General features: G+C 43.0%; 15 protein-coding genes. 6 read left to right on the top strand and 9 right to left on the bottom strand.

All coding sequences use genetic code 11. The features are described 5' to 3' along the window. Positions 1 to 18: 18 nt before the first annotated feature. Positions 19 to 1,953, bottom strand: a complete 1,935-nt coding sequence (locus tag OQJ75_RS13790; protein WP_048607448.1) for a PrkA family serine protein kinase — start codon at positions 1,951 to 1,953, stop codon at positions 19 to 21. 354 nt (positions 1,954 to 2,307) lie between these two features. Between OQJ75_RS13790 and OQJ75_RS13785 the strand changes: the two genes are divergently transcribed. Continuing rightward, on the top strand, positions 2,308 to 3,063 hold the full coding sequence (locus OQJ75_RS13785) for a MipA/OmpV family protein (RefSeq protein ID WP_265973321.1): 756 nt from the start codon (positions 2,308 to 2,310) through the stop codon (positions 3,061 to 3,063). 69 nt (positions 3,064 to 3,132) lie between these two features. On the opposite strand, the gene OQJ75_RS22585 is transcribed toward OQJ75_RS13785, so the two are convergent. The 7 genes from OQJ75_RS22585 to OQJ75_RS13755 form a co-directional block, all read right to left on the bottom strand. Beyond that, the gene (locus tag OQJ75_RS22585; RefSeq protein WP_416340678.1) at positions 3,133 to 3,240 is read right to left on the bottom strand and encodes a prepilin-type N-terminal cleavage/methylation domain-containing protein; all 108 of its coding nucleotides are present in this window, start codon (positions 3,238 to 3,240) and stop codon (positions 3,133 to 3,135) included. A 3-nt stretch (positions 3,241 to 3,243) separates the two neighbouring features. Then, positions 3,244 to 3,813, bottom strand: a complete 570-nt coding sequence (locus OQJ75_RS13780; protein WP_265973323.1) for an outer membrane beta-barrel protein — start codon at positions 3,811 to 3,813, stop codon at positions 3,244 to 3,246. 544 nt (positions 3,814 to 4,357) lie between these two features. Beyond that, the gene (locus OQJ75_RS13775) at positions 4,358 to 4,858 is read right to left on the bottom strand and encodes a YfbU family protein (RefSeq protein ID WP_265973325.1); all 501 of its coding nucleotides are present in this window, start codon (positions 4,856 to 4,858) and stop codon (positions 4,358 to 4,360) included. A gap of 384 nt (positions 4,859 to 5,242) precedes the next feature. Continuing rightward, entirely contained in the window at positions 5,243 to 5,983 is a 741-nt protein-coding gene (pflA, locus tag OQJ75_RS13770; protein ID WP_265973326.1) for a pyruvate formate lyase 1-activating protein, read from the bottom strand. Positions 5,984 to 6,147: 164 nt separating this feature from the next. After that, positions 6,148 to 7,149, bottom strand: coding sequence for a lipid A deacylase LpxR family protein (locus tag OQJ75_RS13765; protein WP_265973327.1), 1,002 nt, complete (start codon positions 7,147 to 7,149; stop codon positions 6,148 to 6,150). A 202-nt stretch (positions 7,150 to 7,351) separates the two neighbouring features. Next, positions 7,352 to 9,628: a formate C-acetyltransferase gene (gene pflB / locus OQJ75_RS13760; protein WP_265973329.1), complete on the bottom strand. Its 2,277-nt coding sequence runs from the start codon at positions 9,626 to 9,628 to the stop codon at positions 7,352 to 7,354. A gap of 306 nt (positions 9,629 to 9,934) precedes the next feature. After that, complete coding sequence (locus OQJ75_RS13755) at positions 9,935 to 11,476, bottom strand: DUF3360 family protein (protein ID WP_248372128.1); 1,542 nt, start codon at positions 11,474 to 11,476, stop codon at positions 9,935 to 9,937. Positions 11,477 to 11,910: 434 nt separating this feature from the next. Between OQJ75_RS13755 and OQJ75_RS13750 the strand changes: the two genes are divergently transcribed. The 5 genes from OQJ75_RS13750 (at position 11,911) to OQJ75_RS13730 (ending at position 16,789) form a co-directional block, all read left to right on the top strand. Next, the gene (locus OQJ75_RS13750; RefSeq protein ID WP_265973330.1) at positions 11,911 to 13,374 is read left to right on the top strand and encodes a hypothetical protein; all 1,464 of its coding nucleotides are present in this window, start codon (positions 11,911 to 11,913) and stop codon (positions 13,372 to 13,374) included. 237 nt (positions 13,375 to 13,611) lie between these two features. Beyond that, positions 13,612 to 14,382: an ABC transporter ATP-binding protein gene (locus OQJ75_RS13745; protein WP_265973331.1), complete on the top strand. Its 771-nt coding sequence runs from the start codon at positions 13,612 to 13,614 to the stop codon at positions 14,380 to 14,382. 136 nt (positions 14,383 to 14,518) lie between these two features. Next, complete coding sequence (locus tag OQJ75_RS13740; RefSeq protein ID WP_248372124.1) at positions 14,519 to 15,289, top strand: ABC transporter substrate-binding protein; 771 nt, start codon at positions 14,519 to 14,521, stop codon at positions 15,287 to 15,289. A gap of 79 nt (positions 15,290 to 15,368) precedes the next feature. Continuing rightward, positions 15,369 to 16,109, top strand: coding sequence for an ABC transporter permease (locus tag OQJ75_RS13735; protein ID WP_139684738.1), 741 nt, complete (start codon positions 15,369 to 15,371; stop codon positions 16,107 to 16,109). A gap of 2 nt (positions 16,110 to 16,111) precedes the next feature. Continuing rightward, positions 16,112 to 16,789: an ABC transporter permease gene (locus OQJ75_RS13730; RefSeq protein WP_248397318.1), complete on the top strand. Its 678-nt coding sequence runs from the start codon at positions 16,112 to 16,114 to the stop codon at positions 16,787 to 16,789. Positions 16,790 to 16,952: 163 nt separating this feature from the next. Here OQJ75_RS13730 and OQJ75_RS13725 read toward each other — a convergent pair whose 3' ends face one another. Continuing rightward, the gene (locus OQJ75_RS13725; protein WP_265973337.1) at positions 16,953 to 19,823 is read right to left on the bottom strand and encodes a hypothetical protein; all 2,871 of its coding nucleotides are present in this window, start codon (positions 19,821 to 19,823) and stop codon (positions 16,953 to 16,955) included. Positions 19,824 to 19,830 lie beyond the last annotated feature (7 nt).

Below are 19,830 nucleotides of genomic sequence, written 5' to 3'. Positions count from 1 at the left end.
CAGCTCAGTACAGTTTGGTTATGAGGATTTACGAACTCTTAGGTACCACTCGGATAGCAGTCTAACTTGTTTCTCGGTGTAGCCTTTTTCCATCATACGAGCAACGAAGTCGTCGTGTTTTTTCTGATCATCCGTTGAGGTCTTAGCATTGAACGAAATAACAGGAAGTAGCTCTTCTGTGTTGGAGAACATTTTCTTTTCAATCACAGTGCGCAGTTTCTCGTAGCTCGTCCAAACTGGGTTTTGACCGTTATTGTTGGCTTTGGCACGAAGCACAAAGTTCACAATCTCATTTCGGAAGTCTTTAGGGTTACTGATACCAGCGGTTTTCTCGATTTTCTCTAGTTCACCATTCAGAGAAGCACGGTCAAATAGCTGGCCTGTTTCTGGATCGCGGTACTCTTGGTCTTGAATCCAGAAGTCAGCATAGGTGACGTAGCGGTCGAAGATATTCTGTCCGTACTCAGAGTAAGACTCTAGGTAAGCGGTCTGAATTTCTTTACCAATGAACTCTACGTAACGCGGTACTAGGTATCCTTTCAAGAATTCTAGGTATTTCTCAGCGGTCTCTTGAGGGAACTGTTCACGTTCGATTTGTTGTTCAATAACGTAGAACAAGTGAACTGGGTTTGCCGCCACTTCGGCTTGGTCGAAGTTAAATACACGAGACAGGATCTTAAAGGCGAAACGCGTTGATAGCCCAGACATGCCTTCGTCAACGCCGGCATAATCTCGGTACTCTTGGTAGCTCTTCGCTTTTGGATCGGTGTCTTTTAGAGTCTCACCATCGTAAACACGCATTTTTGAGAACAGAGAAGAGTTTTCAGGTTCTTTCAGTCTCGATAGGATGCTGAATTGCGATAGCAGATCGAGTGTGCTCGGCGAACAAGGGGCTTTGGAGAGCTCACTGTGTTCAAGTAGTTTCTGGTAGATCTTAACTTCTTCAGAGACGCGCAGACAGTAAGGGACTTTTACAATGTACACACGGTCGAGGAAGGCTTCGTTGTTTTTGTTGTTACGGAAGGTCTGCCACTCGGATTCGTTCGAGTGAGCCAGAATCATACCGTCAAATGGCAGCGCAGAAAGCCCTTCGGTACCGTTGAAGTTACCTTCTTGTGTTGCCGTTAGTAGAGGGTGCAATACCTTGATTGGTGCCTTGAACATCTCCACGAATTCCATCACACCTTGGTTGGCTTTACATAGCGCACCAGAGTAGCTGTAGGCATCAGGATCATCTTGAGAGAAGTGTTCAAGTTTACGAATATCGACTTTACCAACCAGAGACGAAATATCTTGGTTGTTTTCATCACCAGGCTCTGTTTTCGCGATCGCAACTTGATCGAGAATAGAAGGGCGCAGTTTGATGACTTTGAATTTGGAAATATCACCGCCAAAATCGTGCAGACGTTTCGCTGCCCACGGAGACATAATCGAGCGAAGGTAGCGTTTCTCAATGCCGTATTCGTTCTTTAATAAGTCGCCGTCTTCGTTAACATCGAATAGACAGAATGGGTGATCGTTTACTGGGCTTCGTTCACCGTCAGCAGACAATACATAGATTGGTAGTTTCTGCATCAAGGCTTTAAGTTTTTCTGCGAGAGAAGATTTACCACCGCCCACAGGGCCAAGTAGGTAAAGGATTTGTTTACGTTCTTCTAAACCTTGCGCAGCGTGTTTTAAGTAAGAAACAATCTGTTCAATCGCATCTTCCATGCCGTAGAAATCTTTAAATTCGCTGTATCGTGAGATGACACGGTTCGAGAAAATACGACTCAGTTGAGGGTCTTGAGCTGTGTCAATGACCTCCGGTTCGCCAATGGCTAGTAATAAGCGCTCGGCAGCATTAGCGTAAGCACTTTTATCGTCTTTACACAGCCCTAAGAACTCTTGCAATGTCAGCTCTTCTTCCTTGGCTGCTTCATAACGTGATTGATAGTGGTCAAAAATACTCATAGTCACATTCCCCTTGTTAACCAGTCAAAACTGACGAGCGATTGAAAAATAGGCTCTCCCTACATTTTAAGGTTAGACCCGCTTCCACAATTTTGCTTAACAATTATGTATTTATTTACAATTTTGCGTGTGAAAAACGTGGCGAGCACAATACGCAACTTGAGGCGCTTAGAATCAAATTATTTTACATTCGAGGGGATCTGGCCGTTTGTTTTGAGATTTTAGGTCGCTTAACAATACTCACAATGGATTTATGTGTATTAGATGTATAACTGGGCTCTATTGATTATTTGGAATGAAGTACCATATAATACGCGACGTTATCAAAATTTGCTCAATAAATAGGTAGATGTAGTGAAGAATAATGGGTTTAAAATAGTGGCAATCAGTGCTGCGTTACTGGCTTCAACAGCAACACATGCAAGAATCTCGCGGTGGTCACTGGGTGTTGCAGCCTCTTATTCTCCTGCTGTTTATAAAGATACACCGTCAAACCGTGCCGTGATCCCTATGGTTGGTTATGAAGGCGAGCACTTCTTTATGCGTGGTTTTAGCGCTGGTTATCGCTTATTACCAGCAGGCTCACCACAAAACATCGTATTTCGAGCGGTTTATGATTCAAGAATATTAAAGCCGGGTGATTCCGATAACGTCGATATTCAAAAATTGGATGAACGTGATGCCTCGATATTGGGCGGTATCAGCTATCAAGTGATCACTCTGGTTGGTATGTTTGAAGCGACTGCTGGTTCGGATTTAGGCTTTAAGCACAACGGCATCTATGCGGAAGCGGCGTGGCGTCTACCTATACGTCGTAATGGCTGGGCGATTACCCCATCTATTGGTTACGCTTACAACAGCGAGCGCTTGAACAATCATTTATATGGTGTGAGTTCAGCTGAAGCGGCAAGAACTAACTTAAATGAATTCGACGCAGACTGGAATGGTCAGTACTTTATTGGTTTAGGAGGCTATTTGCATGTTACGCCAAATGTTCGAGTAACTGGTGGCGTTCGTTATACCAACCTTGAAGGCGATATTGAGAATAGTCCAATACTTGAAAGTGGCATCAACATGGCCGCGAACGTCGGTGTGGCTTACGTTTTCTAGTTGCTTTGGTTTTTCTCTTTGTGTGCGAACATTAAAAAAGGGTTACTCATGATGAATAACCCTTTTTATTTATGCGAAGTACAGGCTGATTATTACAAGAATCAAAGCAAAGAAAGGCATTGCATGGCTAGATTTAGAACTCATTAGCTCAATTAATGTAAAACCTTTCTGCTTCATATCTTAGAAAGTGAAACCAGCTTGTAGACCTAGAGTGGCATCACTGCCTAAGTTCATGCTGCCTGAGCTGAAGTCGTACCAATCGAAACCGACACGTGCCATAAACTTCGAGTTACCAAACATTGGTTGCGCTGACTTAAATTCAGCACCGATGCCGTAAGTTGCGCCCCACTTGCTATCTGAATACTTGTGAGTGTCTGATTCGTCAGCATTAGCCCATGTTGATTTAGAATTAAAGTTTGAGTAAGCAAGACCAACCTTACCGTAGATAGCAAAAGAGTCATCGAAGCTATATTTATACATTGGCGCTAGAGACATTTTGAAGTGTTGGTAATCGCCCTTGTACTTAGTTAGGTCGCCGTTTACGTCTGAAATAACATCGCTGCTGTCTGAGTCGATGTAATTCATAGTTGATTCTAGATAAAAGTTTGTATCAAGAATTTGTGAACCAACAGTGAATTGTGCGCCTGTATCGTCTTCGTTAATGCCAACGCCCCCAAGTACGTACATTTCGTTAGCTGCGAAAGCTGAAGTAGACATGATAGCTAGTGATGCAAGGATGAATTTTCTCATTTTGTTTATCGCTCTGGTTAATAAATTTCGGGGAGAATTCTAGCTATCTTATTTAAAATAAAAAACACCGTTCAAAATCGAACGATGGTTTTTAATTTGTATTAAAGGTTTCGAAGTGGAATTAACAAAGATGAATGACCTAATTGATTGTAAATACTAGGTTTGTGTTCGTGGGTTAATGGGCGGAATCAGAGAAATTAATTGGAAATGGTTCAATGTTTAATATCTTATCTTTATGATTCATTCTCGTTTTCTGTATCTGAAGTACACTTTTTATCCACATCGCTTCATAAGTCCCGTTTTCTGTTTGTGAATATTCACTATCTGCAGACTTACACAACATCGTTACTGGCTCTTTGATATAAAAAGCCCACTTCTGAAAGTGGACTATCTACATACATGTGGCGTCAAATGTCGGTGTGGCTTACGTTTTCTAGTTGCTTTGTTTTCTCTTTGTGTACGAATATTAAAAAAGGGTTACTCATGGTGAGTAACCCTTTTCTTGAAACTTTATAAACCCAGTTAGAGCTAATTTTCTAATGCATTAAGCGCTAAAAATTTGAGATAGCTCTGTCGCACATAGGTGGTACTGACGAGGGCAGTTGCGCCATGTTGTTAGCATGCGACGGTACTTATCTAGCATTGGCATTTGGCTATTGAAGTGATGATCGGCTTTGTCGAATTGAGGGTAAAGACCTTCAGAATCCACAAGGAAACGCACATAGTGTACGGCCTGTGCTTCAGAAGCGATATCAAAACCTAAGAACTGCAGGCGACGTTGGTCAACTTCAGCACGTTCTTGTTCTGCAAGCATTTTGTTCGACTCTTGCATTGCATGGTACATCTCCATGATGTCGATAATTTCGCGACATTCTGCTTCAGTCAAACAACCAAATTCTTTGTTAAGCTCACGCATTTGAAGTTCGTAACCACGTTCTACAATCGTTTGTAGACGTTGGTATTTAGCGGAGTTCTCAGGATTCATTTGAGACATTAGGTAGTATTGATTTGATAGAATTAGACGCTGAGCATTGGTCATTTCCATGGGAGGAGCCTCACTAAAAAACTAAATGTTGTATTCTTTTGTTGCAGTAAGAGTAACAGCATTCCTACGAGTGGAAACATGATCTCAACACGGATTTAATATGATTTTTTGAATTGATAAACAAAAGTTGTAAAGAAAAGTGAAAGGATTGTTTTGATACCAATCACAGTAAGTAAGTGATCATAAATAGCGCAGGAAAAAGGTTTAAGAACAAGGCAGACATTTTCGATAAGTAGTTATTCTACAATCAAAATTTCTAACGCAGTTATTGAGCGTTTTAACCAGCTAGGATGACCAGTTATTTACTACGATTGGTATAATCATAAAAGAAAACGCCCCAATCGAAATTGAGGCGTTTGAAATCACTATGAACGTAAGTCGAGATTAGTATTTTACGTTTGAATGGTACTGGTTAAGCACAGCAACAATCTCGTCCATTTTCTCTTTGCTTGGCGGATTTGTACCTTCAAGAGGGTAGTCAAAACCAAGCGCTTCCCATTTGTGAGCACCAAGCTTGTGGTATGGAAGCAGTTCTACTTTCTCGATGTTATCCATGTCTTTAATGAATTCACCAAGAAGATGTGCATCTTCAGCTGTATCCGTGTAGCCAGGAACAATCACATAGCGAATCCAAGTTTTCTTGCCGATTTTGTGCAGGTAGCGTGCAAAATCGAGAGTACGTCGGTTTGATACACCAATGAAATCGTGGTGAATCTCGTCTCGCATATGTTTAAGATCAAGCATCACTAGATCAGAGGCTTCTAGTACTTCATCAACCACTTCTGTGTGCTTACGAATGTAGCCATTAGTATCAAGACAAGTGTGAATGCCTTCGGCTTGAGCTGCGCGGAAAAAGTCACGAACAAACTCAGGTTGTAGCATCGCTTCGCCACCAGAACAGGTGATACCACCACCAGAGGCTTTCATGAAATGACGGTATGATTTTGCTTCGCTGATGATCTCTTCGACCGTAACTTCCTTTCCGTCATGAAGATCCCATGTATCGCGGTTATGACAGTACATACAACGCATTAAGCAGCCTTGAAGAAACACAATAAAGCGGATACCAGGGCCATCGACAGTACCACAAGATTCGAATGAGTGAATGCGACCAGTTGTAGACATGAGCTATTCTCGTAGAGGAATTTATACCGTTTATTTTATTACAAAAACGGCACATAAAATAGGGTCAAATGGTAACGAGACCTTTAAAAATAAAGGCAATCACCTGTGAAGATGATTGCCTTTATTAAACTTGAAAAGTAAAGGACGAAAGCCCTTATTGGTGGCTAGAAGAAAGCGAACATTGTGATACCACCAGTGGTGTACATTGACTCTTTTGCTTCTTCGTAATCTGGCGTTTTTGCCGTAAGTGCGAAGGATGCACCAACGTATTGGTTATACCAAGCCACACCTAGCACAGCCGTTGCTTGAACATTCTCTAAAGTGACATCGTAGATAGCAGGATCTAGGCCGTTTTTATCAGTATATTCATCTACACCAGAGCGATCACCTTCGATAGTCAAGTCATTGAATCGGTAACGACCTTCAAGGCCAGCATAGGTAAACCAACCTGTGTTGGATGCGCCAATCATGCCAGCTTTAAATGGGTTTTCAGTGCTGATGTTAGCCGCGCCAAAGTTACCATCTAAGTCGGTACCCCAACGAAACATGAAGCCCGTTTGGATATCACTTCTAAAGTTACCCACATTAATTTCTGAGATATTTGATATTTCGAAGTCGGTGTTCGCTAGAGCTTGATTACGCATTAGGTTGAAATGGCTTAAGTAACCAACGCTCCCCGCCCACTCATCATCAACTTGATATTCCCAACCCATAGGCTCATCCGATTTTGTGATCGAGTGAACCAACTTTTGAGCATCTTCAGACAATGCACGTTCGCCTGTTGTACCAAACGTGATGTTAAAACGTTGAGCTTGTTGTGGGTTCAAGCTGATGTAGTTGAATTCTGTATGCAGGTAGCCAGCGTATGGGCGATCATTGGCAAGGGGTTCTTCTGCTTCAATATCGGAAGGCGTATACATCTTGTGGCCAATGGTTATTTCCCACTTATCTAAAGAGCTTGCGCCCCAATAGGAAAGACTCAATGGTTTCACCCAATTGTATGGCGTAATACTTGACGATGTGTAACCCAGAAATAAGCCGTTGGTATAGTCTTGGTCGACACCAAAAATACCATCATTATCTAAAGCAAAAGTCAGCGTAGAACGCTCAGAGGCTAGAGATGAGAAAGAGAGAAGAATCAGGGGTAAACAACGCAGGTATTTCATGGAGCAGTTACTCTTAAATTATGAACTAAGATAGTACCGTAATTAGAGTTTAGGTGTGAAAAAAAAGTGAATAGATGACGGTTTTTTTGCTCAATCTGACGTTTGGTATAAGTGAAAGCGAAATAATAAATTTATGAGTGATATAAAAAAGCCCCGCACATTGGCGAGGCTAATATTATTTACTGTCGATTAAGCGGTGAGCTTATAGAGACTCAGTAAATGTACGTGCGATTACGTCAGCTTGTTGCTCTGCAGTTAAAGAGTTAAAGCGAACAGCGTAACCAGATACACGGATTGTTAGCTGAGGGTATTTCTCAGGGTGCTTAACTGCGTCTTCAAGAGTTTCGCGGTTAAGAACGTTAACGTTAAGGTGTTGACCACCTTCAATGCCAGCTTCGTGGTGGAAGTAACCATCCATTAGGCCTGCAAGGTTAGCACGTTGGCTGTCTTGTTCTTTACCTAGTGCGTTTGGCACGATAGAGAACGTGTAAGAGATACCATCTTGTGCGTCAGCAAACGGTAGTTTACCTACAGACGTTAGTGAAGCTACAGCGCCTTTCTCATCACGACCGTGCATTGGGTTTGCACCAGGAGCGAAAGGAGCGCCAGCACGACGACCGTCTGGAGTGTTACCTGTTTTCTTACCGTAAACCACGTTAGACGTGATAGTAAGAACTGACTGTGTAGGGATAGAGTTACGGTAAGTTTTAAGCTTACGGATCTTGTTCATGAACGTAGAAACTAGTTCACAAGCAATGTCATCTACACGAGAGTCGTTGTTACCGTATTTAGGGTAATCGCCTTCGATTTCGAAGTCAGTTGCGATGCCATCTTCGTCGCGGATTGGTTTAACAGTCGCGAACTTGATTGCAGACAGTGAGTCAGCTGCAACAGATAGACCAGCAATACCACAAGCCATAGTACGACGAACGTCACGGTCATGAAGAGCCATTAGAGACGCTTCGTAGCTGTACTTGTCGTGCATGTAGTGAATGCTGTTTAGTGCAGTCACGTATTGCTTAGCTAGCCAGTCCATGAAGTGATCTAGACGGTCCATTACTTTATCGTAATCAAGAACAGCGTCAGTCATTGGAGCTTCTTTAGGACCAACTTGCATCTTAAGTTTTTCGTCCACACCGCCGTTGATTGCGTAAAGCATTGTTTTCGCAAGGTTAGCACGAGCACCGAAGAACTGCATTTGCTTACCAACGATCATTGGAGATACACAACAAGCGATAGCGTAATCATCAGACTCAAGGTCAGGACGCATTAGGTCATCATTTTCGTACTGGATAGAAGAAGTATCGATAGATACCTTCGCACAGAAACGTTTGAAGCCGTCAGGTAGCTGCTCAGACCAAAGAACAGTGATGTTTGGCTCTGGAGAAGGACCCATTGTGTATAGAGAGTTAAGGAAACGGAAGTTCGAACGCGTTACTAGCGTACGACCGTCGATGCCCATACCACCCATAGATTCTGTTGCCCAGATTGGGTCGCCAGAGAATAGCTCATCGTACTCAGGAGTACGTAGGAAACGAACCATACGCAGCTTCATTACGAAGTGGTCGATCATTTCTTGAGCTTGGTCTTCTGTGATTTTACCAGCAGCGATATCACGCTCTAGGTAGATGTCTAGGAAAGTCGAAGTACGACCTAGAGACATTGCAGCGCCATTTTGAGATTTAACAGCAGCTAGGTAGCCGAAGTAAGTCCACTGGATAGCTTCTTGAGCAGATTGAGCAGGCTCAGAGATATCGAAGCCGTAAGTCGCTGCCATTTGCTTGATTTGACCTAGAGCACGGTGTTGCTCTGAAATCTCTTCACGCAATTGCATTGTTGCAGAAAGATCTTCGCCATTCTCGAAACGCTCTTGTAGAGAAGCGAATTGAGCTGCTTTGTCTTTCATTAGGAAATCAATACCGTAAAGTGCTACGCGACGGTAATCACCAATGATACGACCACGGCCGTATGCATCTGGAAGACCAGTCAGAACACCAGACTTACGACATTTCAGAATATCAGGCGTGTAGATATCGAAAACACCAGCGTTGTGTGTTTTACGGTATTCTGAATAGATTTTTGAAACCATCGGGTCAAGAGTTTCACCGTATGCTTTACAAGAACCTTCAACCATACGTACACCACCGTTAGGGATGATTGCACGTTTTAGTGGTTTTTCAGTTTGTAGACCAACAATTGTTTCAAGGTCTTTTTGGATGTAGCCCGCATCATGAGAAGTGATGGTAGAGATAACAGAAGTATCGAAATCTACAGGTGCTTTAGTTGCGTTTTCCTGTTTGATACCTTCCATTACCGAAGCCCAAAGCGTATTAGTCGCCTCAGTACCTTCAGAAACTAGGAAAGACTCGTCGCCTTCATATGGCGTGTAGTTCTTTTGAATGAAATCACGAACGTTTACTTCGCTTTGCCACTCACCTGCAGCAAAATCTTCCCAAGCTTTAGCAAATTGCTCTGCCATGACATACCTACCTTTTTAGTAGAAAAAATTCGTACTTAACACTGTTGAGCCAGCGCCCCTCGTAAGGGTAGTACACTCTTATTAATAACAATATATATGAGCATATAAGCGTCATATGGTTATATATATTGTCACTACTTTTTATATGTTGTCGTTACTCTATGAATTCAAGACTACGCTAAAAAATTCCTGCAAACCTTAAACTAAATCAATAAATGCTAAAAAAAGTTGAAAGAATTTGAGTGGCAGGGGTTGCCACCCAAACTTTTTTTTAGTCTCAATACTACTTTTGTGTAGTTAAGACTATTATAGCCAAGCTTTTAGGCCATATTGACTTTCTAGCATACCAACTGCAAGCATTGCTACTAGACAGATAACTAAAACGCCAACTGGGATAACAATTTTGTCTACAAATGATAGACGCTTCGCACGTTCTTTATCACCAATAAAGCCATTGTTATCAAGAAGCATAGTTAGTGCCCATGCTAATACAGGGTTAACAACTGCCGAACCGAAGATACAGATACCAGCCGCTTGAGAATCTTTTGAATCCTTAACCATTTGCATACCCGCCTCAAGTAGAGGTAGAGATACACCTACAAGTAGAGCGACACGCATTACTGGTGGCCAAACCGCAACATCCATTGGGAAACCAAGGATTGCAACAATAATACATAGAGAACCAAGCAAGATTGCGCCGCCAGGAATTGGACGTTTCGCGATTGCTGCCGGGATCATGTACGTACCCCATGAAGATGTGATGTTACCACCACCAACTGCAGTACCCACCATTTGACGAACTGAACACATAGTCATTGTGTCATCTACGTCCATAAGCACTTTTTCAGAACGTCTAGGGTAGTTAAGTTCTTGGAAGATACGGTGACCTAGGAAGTCAGGTGACCACATTGCTACAGCAAGGATTGCAAATGGTAGAGATGCAATGAAGTGTTCAACATTTGGCAAGCCAAGCATCCAACCTTCAGAAGTAGAACCCCACCAGTAAACTGGGTTTAGGTTTGGAATACCCATTTTGGTTTCGAATACGATATCGAAACCAGCACCTAGTGCTAAAGCAATCGCAAGGCCTGTGAATGCACAAACTGGGATAGCTAACCAGCGCTTGTTCACTTTTGCTAGGAAAGCGTAGATAGCAATAGTAATAGCAAGAACGATTAAACCAACGTAACCCATGCTACCCGCTTCAACAGTAGAAGATTGAAGACCAACCGCCCATTCTTGAATTGAGTTGATTTGGCTCATTGTACCCGTTAGGCCTAAGAAAATGAGCAAGCCACCAGCGGTACCTTCCGAAGTAAGGTTAACCAACTTGGAGCCGCCTTTTAGGAAACTTAGGATTAGACCGAAGACACCGATAAGGATTGCCAATGCAAGAGGGTGAGCACCAGCGAGAGCGATGGTACCAATAAGAGGGATCATTGGGCCGTGGTTACCGGCAAGGTTTGCTTTAGGGTTAAAGAAACCAGAAGCAAGGATACAAAACAGTAGTGCAGGAATAAGCATTTCTACACGAGCAACTTCAATTGCGAAGTCTTTACCTAGGTTTACGTGGTCCCAAGCTTGAGTTAGGCCATCAGCCCAAGACATCATTACTGCAGAGTACATCGCGATGATACCAATGGTACCAGCAAGTGCAGGAACAAGGTCTTCAAGTTCAAAGCGGAAGTCACGACCTGGAAGGTTTAGACCGAAGCGGCGAGGCTTCATGATTTGAAGTTCGTGATCTAGATAATCTGAGCGGCTCTCAAATTCAGAAGCAGGGCGGTGTAGCTCTTTGTAGCTTTTCTCTTCTACTTCAGAGTTCGCATTGTTCACAACGTCTGACATAGATTCCTCATATTTTTATGTTAGTAATTCTAAAATTGAATTCTATAAGTTCGCGTAATTGCGTTATTTCTTAGTTATAACTCATTAACATTATGTTGCACGATTTTGATGTGCTTTATGCAGCTAAGTTAAAAGAAATGTTTGGCATTTTTAATGCCTTATTCTTTGCTGAGGAGTCTAACAAGCTTACCCTTTAGGGTGATTGATCTTGATCACTTTATGAGTTTATGTGAAAGAAAGCTACAAAACGCAGCGATTCATTAACTTATCATTGATGAATCATGTAATTAGTTTTCACAAACTGTCGTTTTCATCGTCTTGTCACAGTTCTTATCCTATATAAATTCCATTTTTAATGATTGGCTTACTTTTTGCTTAATCGCTGATAGATATTTAATTTTGGCGAGCTGTTGCCACAAACAGGACGAGAATAGATGAAAAAGACATTAATGTTGCCACTAGCGGCAATGGTTTCAGGGTTACTAGTTGGTTGTGGCGGTGGAAGCAGCGGCGGTGGTGGCGGTGGTGCACCATCAACAAAGTTTAACTTCATGTTCTCTGCTCCGAACACAATTCTTGAAAGTAGCAATACTTCAAACTGCACAGTCTATGAGCACGGAGAGAATAGTAGTCAACAGGCGACGGTTTTGACTTACCAACCTGCGATTGAGTCACAACTAAATAATGAAAATGTGATTGCCTACTACTCGGATGCAACAGGAGCAAGGGTTGGTGATTTAATTGTTCCTAGTAACTTGAAGTTATCATTTACCTTAGAAGGTATACCTGATGATGGCTTTATTACGTTTCAAACTCGTGAGGCGAATAATACGCATTTTACTGCAAATACATTTTCTAAAGAGTACTTAGAAGACTTAACGCTTAGAAATGCGACATTTGGTATGAATCGCGAAGCCGTTAGTAGCTGTAATAAAGGTGATAACTTTAATAGCACCACACGCAATGATCTATCTTATCTTGCAGTTGTATCTGGTGGTGGAAACTATATTTTTCAATCACAGTTAGCAGAAGCGTCTGTACCGACATATTCGATTGATAGTTTAGATGCGCGTGGCCTGCCTAATGGGGCAACTGAATCAACTATCGTTACGCAATTCAAAGATGGGTATTTACATCAATATGGTGTGCGTGATTGGAGTAATGCTGACCCATTATTACTGGTTAGTATGGCGGGTAACAACGGTCAGTTAACACACACCAATGACTTTGACTATTCTGAAGTAGAAATTAAGGTTACACAGAGCGACTTTAGCTATGACATAGTAACGATACCAAGTACTCAAGCGGATTTTGCACATCCAGATACACCTAACACCGAAAATTGGAGCTTGAGTGTTGAATCGGATACTCCATTAAATGGTTGGAATATTGATATTAATAAAAAGTTGTATGTTGAAGGCTCGTGGGATGTAAGCGTTGCGACTGATTCTTTATTTGACTTGAATTCTTTGCCAGTTAACTTGCCGACACTATTGGGTAATAATTTAGATCTTGATTTCAGCTTTACGGATGAAATTGGAAAAATGAGAGTCGCTTATACGACAGAAAGTTTAAGTAGTGGCCTCCATAAATTGACACATAAGCTGTTTACTCATTTAAAAAATACGGTGGTAGTTCCCGAACTTCATTACTATGACTACTCTGATACTATAAAGGATGAGCTACAGTTGGATCCAACTGCAGATCCGATCCACCAGACAGTTCTAATTGAAACAGAAGAGTCAGACATTACAGGTTACGATTTCTTGACTGCATTCGCGCACGGTAACGTCACTGATTTGGATGAAGACTTAGATGGCCTTGTTATCAATGAAGTTGCATTAAATGAAACCGGTGTGAAGATCCAGAATCAAAACTACCTAATGCTTAGTAAATAGTATTTAGTTAACAAAAATAAAACATAAAATGCCCCTTAATTGGGGCTTTTTAATAAATCGCATTCATTAAATTGAGGCGAAAACGCTACCTTTTGCATAATAAGTCAGAGCGAATCGCTATTTATTCCAAATTATTAGGTTAATAATTTGTTGCATGTTATTCCGTGTGGTGCTAGTTTGTATCGCATGAAAAGGTCGGAGTACCTTGCATTTTCACAAACTTGGGAGAGAAAGCGCATGAAAGATGTACCAGCGCTGGACATAAAGGATCTACACAAAACGTTTGGTCAAAATGAAGTTTTAAAGGGAATTTCACTTTCTGCGCATAAAGGCGATGTAGTATCGATTATCGGATCTTCAGGGTCGGGTAAAAGTACTTTCCTTAGATGTATCAACCTTTTAGAGACACCAACCGCAGGCGAGATTTGGGTTAATGGCGAATTAATTCAAATGAAAAACAACCGCCAAGGTGTTTCTGTTCCTGCCAATGAAAAACAAGTACAGCGAATCCGTTCTCGCTTAGCGATGGTTTTTCAGGGTTTCAATCTGTGGTCTCACCTGACCGTTCTCGAAAATGTTATCGAAGCACCCGTTCACGTATTAGGTGTACCTAAAGCTCAAGCGGTTGAAAATGCAGAACTACTCCTTAAAAAAGTAGGCTTGTATGAGCGTAAAGATTACTACCCAGGTCATTTATCAGGTGGACAACAACAACGTGCGGCAATTGCTCGAGCGCTAGCTGTTGATCCGGAAGTGATGCTGTTTGATGAACCCACATCAGCACTTGACCCTGAGTTAGTAGGCGAAGTACTTGGTGTAATGCGCGATCTAGCAGAAGAAGGAAGAACCATGCTTGTGGTAACACATGAAATGGCTTTTGCTCGTGACGTATCAAATCATGTGATGTTCCTGCACCAAGGCTTAGTGGAAGAGCAGGGCGATCCAGCTAAACTGTTTACGGAACCTGAATCTGAGCGTTTACAACAATTTATCTCATCGATTTACTAATCAGAATTGAAATGCCGTTGCCAAGGTAAACAGCGACGGTGTGAACAATAAAACACAACAAGTAAGTTAATAAGTAACAACAAACACAATATTAAAACTAGCAAAACATAAAAACCTAAATCACAGGAGTAGGGATATGAAAAAGTGGTTATTAGTCGCGGCACTTGCTGCAACTGCTGCAACGGGCGTAGCTCAAGCAAAAGAATGGAAAACAGTACGTTTCGGTATTGAAGGTGCTTACCCTCCATTTAGCTGGACGGAAGCTGACGGTTCACTGAAAGGCTTCGATGTCGATATGGCTAACGCGCTTTGTACTGAAATGCAGGTGCAGTGTAAGATCGTTGCACAAGATTGGGATGGTATTATTCCTTCTCTACTTGCTCGTAAATATGATGCGATCATCGCGGCAATGTCTATCACGGAAGAGCGTAAGAAAAAGATCGACTTCACTGGTAAATACGCACTTATCCCAAACAATTTCATTGCTAAGAAAGGTGCAGACCTTAACTTTGATGATCTAAGTGGTAAAAAGATTGCCGTTCAACGTGCAACAACTCACGATAAGTACCTAACAGACAACTACGGTGACACAGTAGAAATCGTTCGTTACGGTTCATTCGATGAAGCTTACCTTGATTTAGCAAACGGTCGTGTTGCTGCTGTACTGGGTGATGCATCTGCTCTAGAAGAAGGCGTACTAAACAAAGCTGGTGGTGAAGACTACGAGTTTGTTGGTCCATCACTAACAGATCCTAAGTGGTTCGGTGAAGGTTTTGGTATTGCTCTACGTAAGCAAGACAAAGATCTGACTAAGCAATTAGATGCGGCAATCCTTTCACTACGTGAAAAAGGCATCTACCAAGATATCGCTGCTAAATACTTCAACTACGACGTATACGGTGAGTAATCTCTAGCATCACTTCTTAAGGGAGAGGTTCTCCTCTCCCTGTCTTACCAACTTTTTCGCAGTTCTGTTGGAATTCATTATGTTTGATTTACAAGGATATGAAGCGTCGATCCTGAAAGGGGCGGTGCTTACAATCGAAGTTGCCTTACTGTCGCTAATTTTAGCTATGGTTCTTGGTATGCTAGGTGCCTTAGCAAAGCTAGCGCCTTATCGCTGGGCTCGTGCTATTGCAACCCTCTACACAACCGTTATTCGCGGCATTCCTGATCTCGTCTTGATGATGCTGATTTTCTTTGGTGGGCAAATCCTTTTAAACAACAGTTTGTATTCCATCAATGAGTGGCTCAACGAGTGGTTCACATCAAGTGATCCTAACCACGAATGGACCTCTTACTTACCTGATTATATTGATGTCAGCCCATTTATTGCTGGTGTCTTAACCATTGGCTTCATCTTTGGCGCTTACATGGCCGAAACTTTCCGTGGTGCAATCATGGCGGTTGACAGCGGTGAAATGGAAGCAGCAAAGGCCTATGGCATGGGCCCCGTTTTAGCGTTCCGTCGTATTCTATTACCGCAAATGATTCGTCACGCACTACCGGGTTTTGGTAACAACTGGCTGGTTTTACTTAAAACTACCGCGCTGGTTTCGATTATTGGCCTAGAAGACATGGTACGTGTTAGCGCACTAGCGGCAGGTTCAACCAAAATGCCATTTACCTTCTATATGACAGTAGCGATTATCTTCTTATTCTTCACCAGTGTTTCGACGGGCTTACTTAAGTTGGTTGAACGTAAATTCAGTATCCACGCGAGGTAGTTATGGACTTTTCATTGATAATTGAAAGCCTGCCTATTTACCTTGATGGTTTATGGACAACGGCTTGGATGGTTTGTGTCGCTTTGATTATTGGTTTATTTGTAGCCATACCATTAGCGATCGCTCGTAACAGCCCAAACATGCTGATTAACGCTCCGGCTTGGTCGTTCATTTATTTCTTCCGTGGTACGCCATTACTGGTGCAGTTGTACCTGATTTACTACGGTATGGATCAGTTCTTTCCAGTAAAAGACACACTATGGGAAAACGCGTGGTTCTGCGCTCTGGTGGCATTTATTCTTAACACATCAGCATATACAGCAGAGATCATTCGCGGTGCTATTAACGGCTTACCGAAAGGCGAAGTAGAAGCAGCAAAGGCTTATGGTATGAGCACACCCAAGACATACCGCCGCATCATTTTGCCAAGTGCTCTACGTCGTGCATTACCGGCTTACAGTAACGAAGTTATCTTCATGCTTCACGGCTCTGCGGTAGCTGGTATCGTAACCATTATGGACTTAACAGGTGCAGCGCGTTTGGTTAACTCTCGTTACTACGCCCCATTCGAGTCTTTCCTAACGGCAGGTCTGTTCTACATGGCACTAACGTTCATCATCATCGCGATTTTCAAATTCGCAGAGAAACGTTTCCTTGCTTACCTAAGACCCCTTAGCTAATAGCACGGTATCCATACAGTTAACAAAACGGCGCTCATTGAGCGCCGTCCTTATTTAGGGTTTGTATACGAATTAGTTGAGTAGCTCTTTGAAGCAAAAAGGACTTATTACACAAGTAATAAGTCCTTTAACTTTGTTTCTGATTTACTAGATCAAAAAGTAATTAAACTTCATTAACGCCAATGAAATCACCATCAAAGGATGCATCAGTGTAGATGATGACTTCTTTGCCTCCTTTGGTGAAGCTATAAGCGGTAATCGTTTCAGTTCCATCGAGTCCAAGCTTATCTTGCATATCTTGGTCTAGCGTCACTGATGTTGCGGTTTGGTATTGGAAACCTTGAAGATGACTTGCGTCGATATCTTCAATTCCTAAAGCAAAGAATTCAGCAACTTGGTCGTCGTTCTTTGCTCTATTACCATCAAGGTCATGGTTTTGATTGAAGGTTTTACCTAGAGAAATAGTCAGTTTGTCATTAGCTGAGTCTCCCCCTATGACTGCTTCAAACCCATTGATGTTTGACCCCTTCGACATGTCGATATCGACACCACCAGGGTCATTGGCGACAAGCACATCGAACCCTTTACCACCATGGATTAGAGTATCCTCTGCATCAAAGGCTACTGTATCGTTGCCTTTACCCCCACGGATTTCGTCTGCACCACCACCACCAATGATGATGTCATCGCCTTTACCGCCTTTGATATGGTCGATTCCGTCTCCGCCATCAAGCCAATCATCGCCTTTACCACCAAACAATTGCTCTGGTTGGTCGTCGATTTCAACGGTGGTTACCACATCATCGAAGTCACCATCACCGCCAGGGTTGTCATTCCAGAACTGATTTCCGAGTTCTGTACCCGGATTGAAGTTGTTAATGCCGCTAACATCTAAGGTAAGGTTGCCGTTACTACCGACTAAATCTTGTACGCCCAGCAAGAAGGGGTGGTCACTATTGTTAGAGCTTGTCGCTTGTTGAGTGTTTAAGTCAATCGCGATACTTTCGCCTGAGACGAAACCGTCATTCCCACCATCAGGGATAATGAAGAACCCGAGCGTATCAACGTAATCATCACAGTGCCCCAAATCGAGACTAAAGCTGTTGCCAGCTTCAGAGTTTGGAAGGTGATCCTTCACATTTCCCCAAATGACTTCAGCGTTTACATTGCCTTCACTGTCTTTTGTGAAGTAACCAAACGAATTTTCGAAGCCCGCTTCGGTGCCTTCCATAGTGACATCAATAGTCCCTCTGAAGTTACTTACATCGTAGTAACCCGTATTAGGATCGAGTTCAGGTACGCCACCCTTGGCGTTGTCGCCACCAAGAATGACATCGTCGCCACGACCACCGCGCAATATATCGGTTCCGTCACCCGTTAGGCCATCGGTGGTAACAGAAGTGACGTAGTAGTCACTTGAATCGGCATTAGCGTTTCCGTTTTTGTCAAATGCAGGACCAACGGCAGTAAACTGAAGTTCATCAAAGGCTTTAAAACCCGTGTCATCAGGACCGATGTTTAGATAACCGCTGTTGTTATTGCCATCCGCTAAATCGCTCGCAATGAAATCGCCCTCTGCGACCAGAATACCTTCTCGATATGCTGCCCAATGGCCAGCCTCATCTACGCCATTGTCTCCTTCATTTAAGTAGAGGTTGGAAATGCCGACTTTAGCAATCATTGTATGTTCGTCTAAGCTGACAGAAAACATCTCTGATGCACCTTCACCGGTACCTCCGTCGTAGCTGAAGCCAATTTGAGCAAGCACGCCGGCCTCTGCTGCGCCATCTACCCCATAACCTGTACCGCCAGAACTTGCATTACCTGTATCAACGGTACCGACAGATCCATCAGCGTTGTAGGCGGTTGAATTTGCTGATAGGTCGACGGATGTCGTTGGCTCTGCTAATTCAAACTCGCCGGTTCCTTCGTTAAACGACAGCGCTTCAAAGTTATCGCCGATAATTACGTCATTCCCTTTACCGCCTCGAATCAAGTCATTCCCAGCAGCGCCTTCATTTGCAGCGTCTGGCCCGTTATCACCAATGAGTACATCGTTATGCAGTACCTGCTTCAATGACACGTTATCAATCAGGGCCCCAAAGGTGTCTTCTGCACCGTCGGCAATAAAATTGAGTGAGTAATTTCCTGAAGAGAGATCGACATCTTCGCTAAACAGATCCCAATCATCATCTATGCCGTCAATGTCTTGGAAAGACTTCTCGAATACAACCTCTGTGCCTGCCATTATTTGAACTGTAAAAGGAGCGGTGGTGCTATCGCCTCCTTTATTACGGAAAGCGTAGGAAAAATCGAGTTGATATATACCGTCGTCATCGACCGTAAATGTTTGGGAGACGGTTGAGTTTGAATTCGCGCCATGCGAGTCTAATTCTAGGAAGTGACCACTGGCGATATCAGTTCCGTAACCACCAGCGGGGACACCGCCATGCAGTTGTTCTTGAATCTCGATACTGCCAACCTCGGCGTTCCAATCACCAGCGTCTGTGTCTGTTCCCCACGTATTACCAAGGTCAAAAGCTTCAAAATCACCATCGCTGATTAGGTTTTCACCAAATTCAGCACCAGCGCCTCTGTCACCATAAATAATGTCATTGTTCGCACCGCCTTCGACGTAATCATCACCGGCACCTGCAACCACAATGTCGTCAACACACTCTTCTCCTAGCGCTTCTAAATCTTTATCGCGTGCCGCGCTTAAATCGCGGTTAGCGCCGGCTTCATCACCAGCATTGAGCGAATGATTCCAAGCTTCAACCACATCGTTTCCGGCACCTGCTTTAATTGTGTCCGATCCACGTCCAGCAGCGATAAAGTCATCGCCGCTGCCGGTATGCACAATGTCGTCGCCTTTACCGGCTCGTACTTCGAGGTTATCGCCGCTGAGGTTAGAAAGGTTATTGTTGACATCTCTAGATTCTGGGGTGGGGAGGTTAGGACCATCTACTAATATATTGGTATCATTGCTACCATTACTTTTCAGTCCTGCTGCTGTGTTGGTTACTTCTGCCATCGTTTTT

This window comes from Vibrio sp. 14G-20 (assembly GCF_026241515.1).
Classification (GTDB): domain Bacteria; phylum Pseudomonadota; class Gammaproteobacteria; order Enterobacterales; family Vibrionaceae; genus Vibrio.
This window is presented reverse-complemented; position numbering and strand designations above follow the sequence as displayed.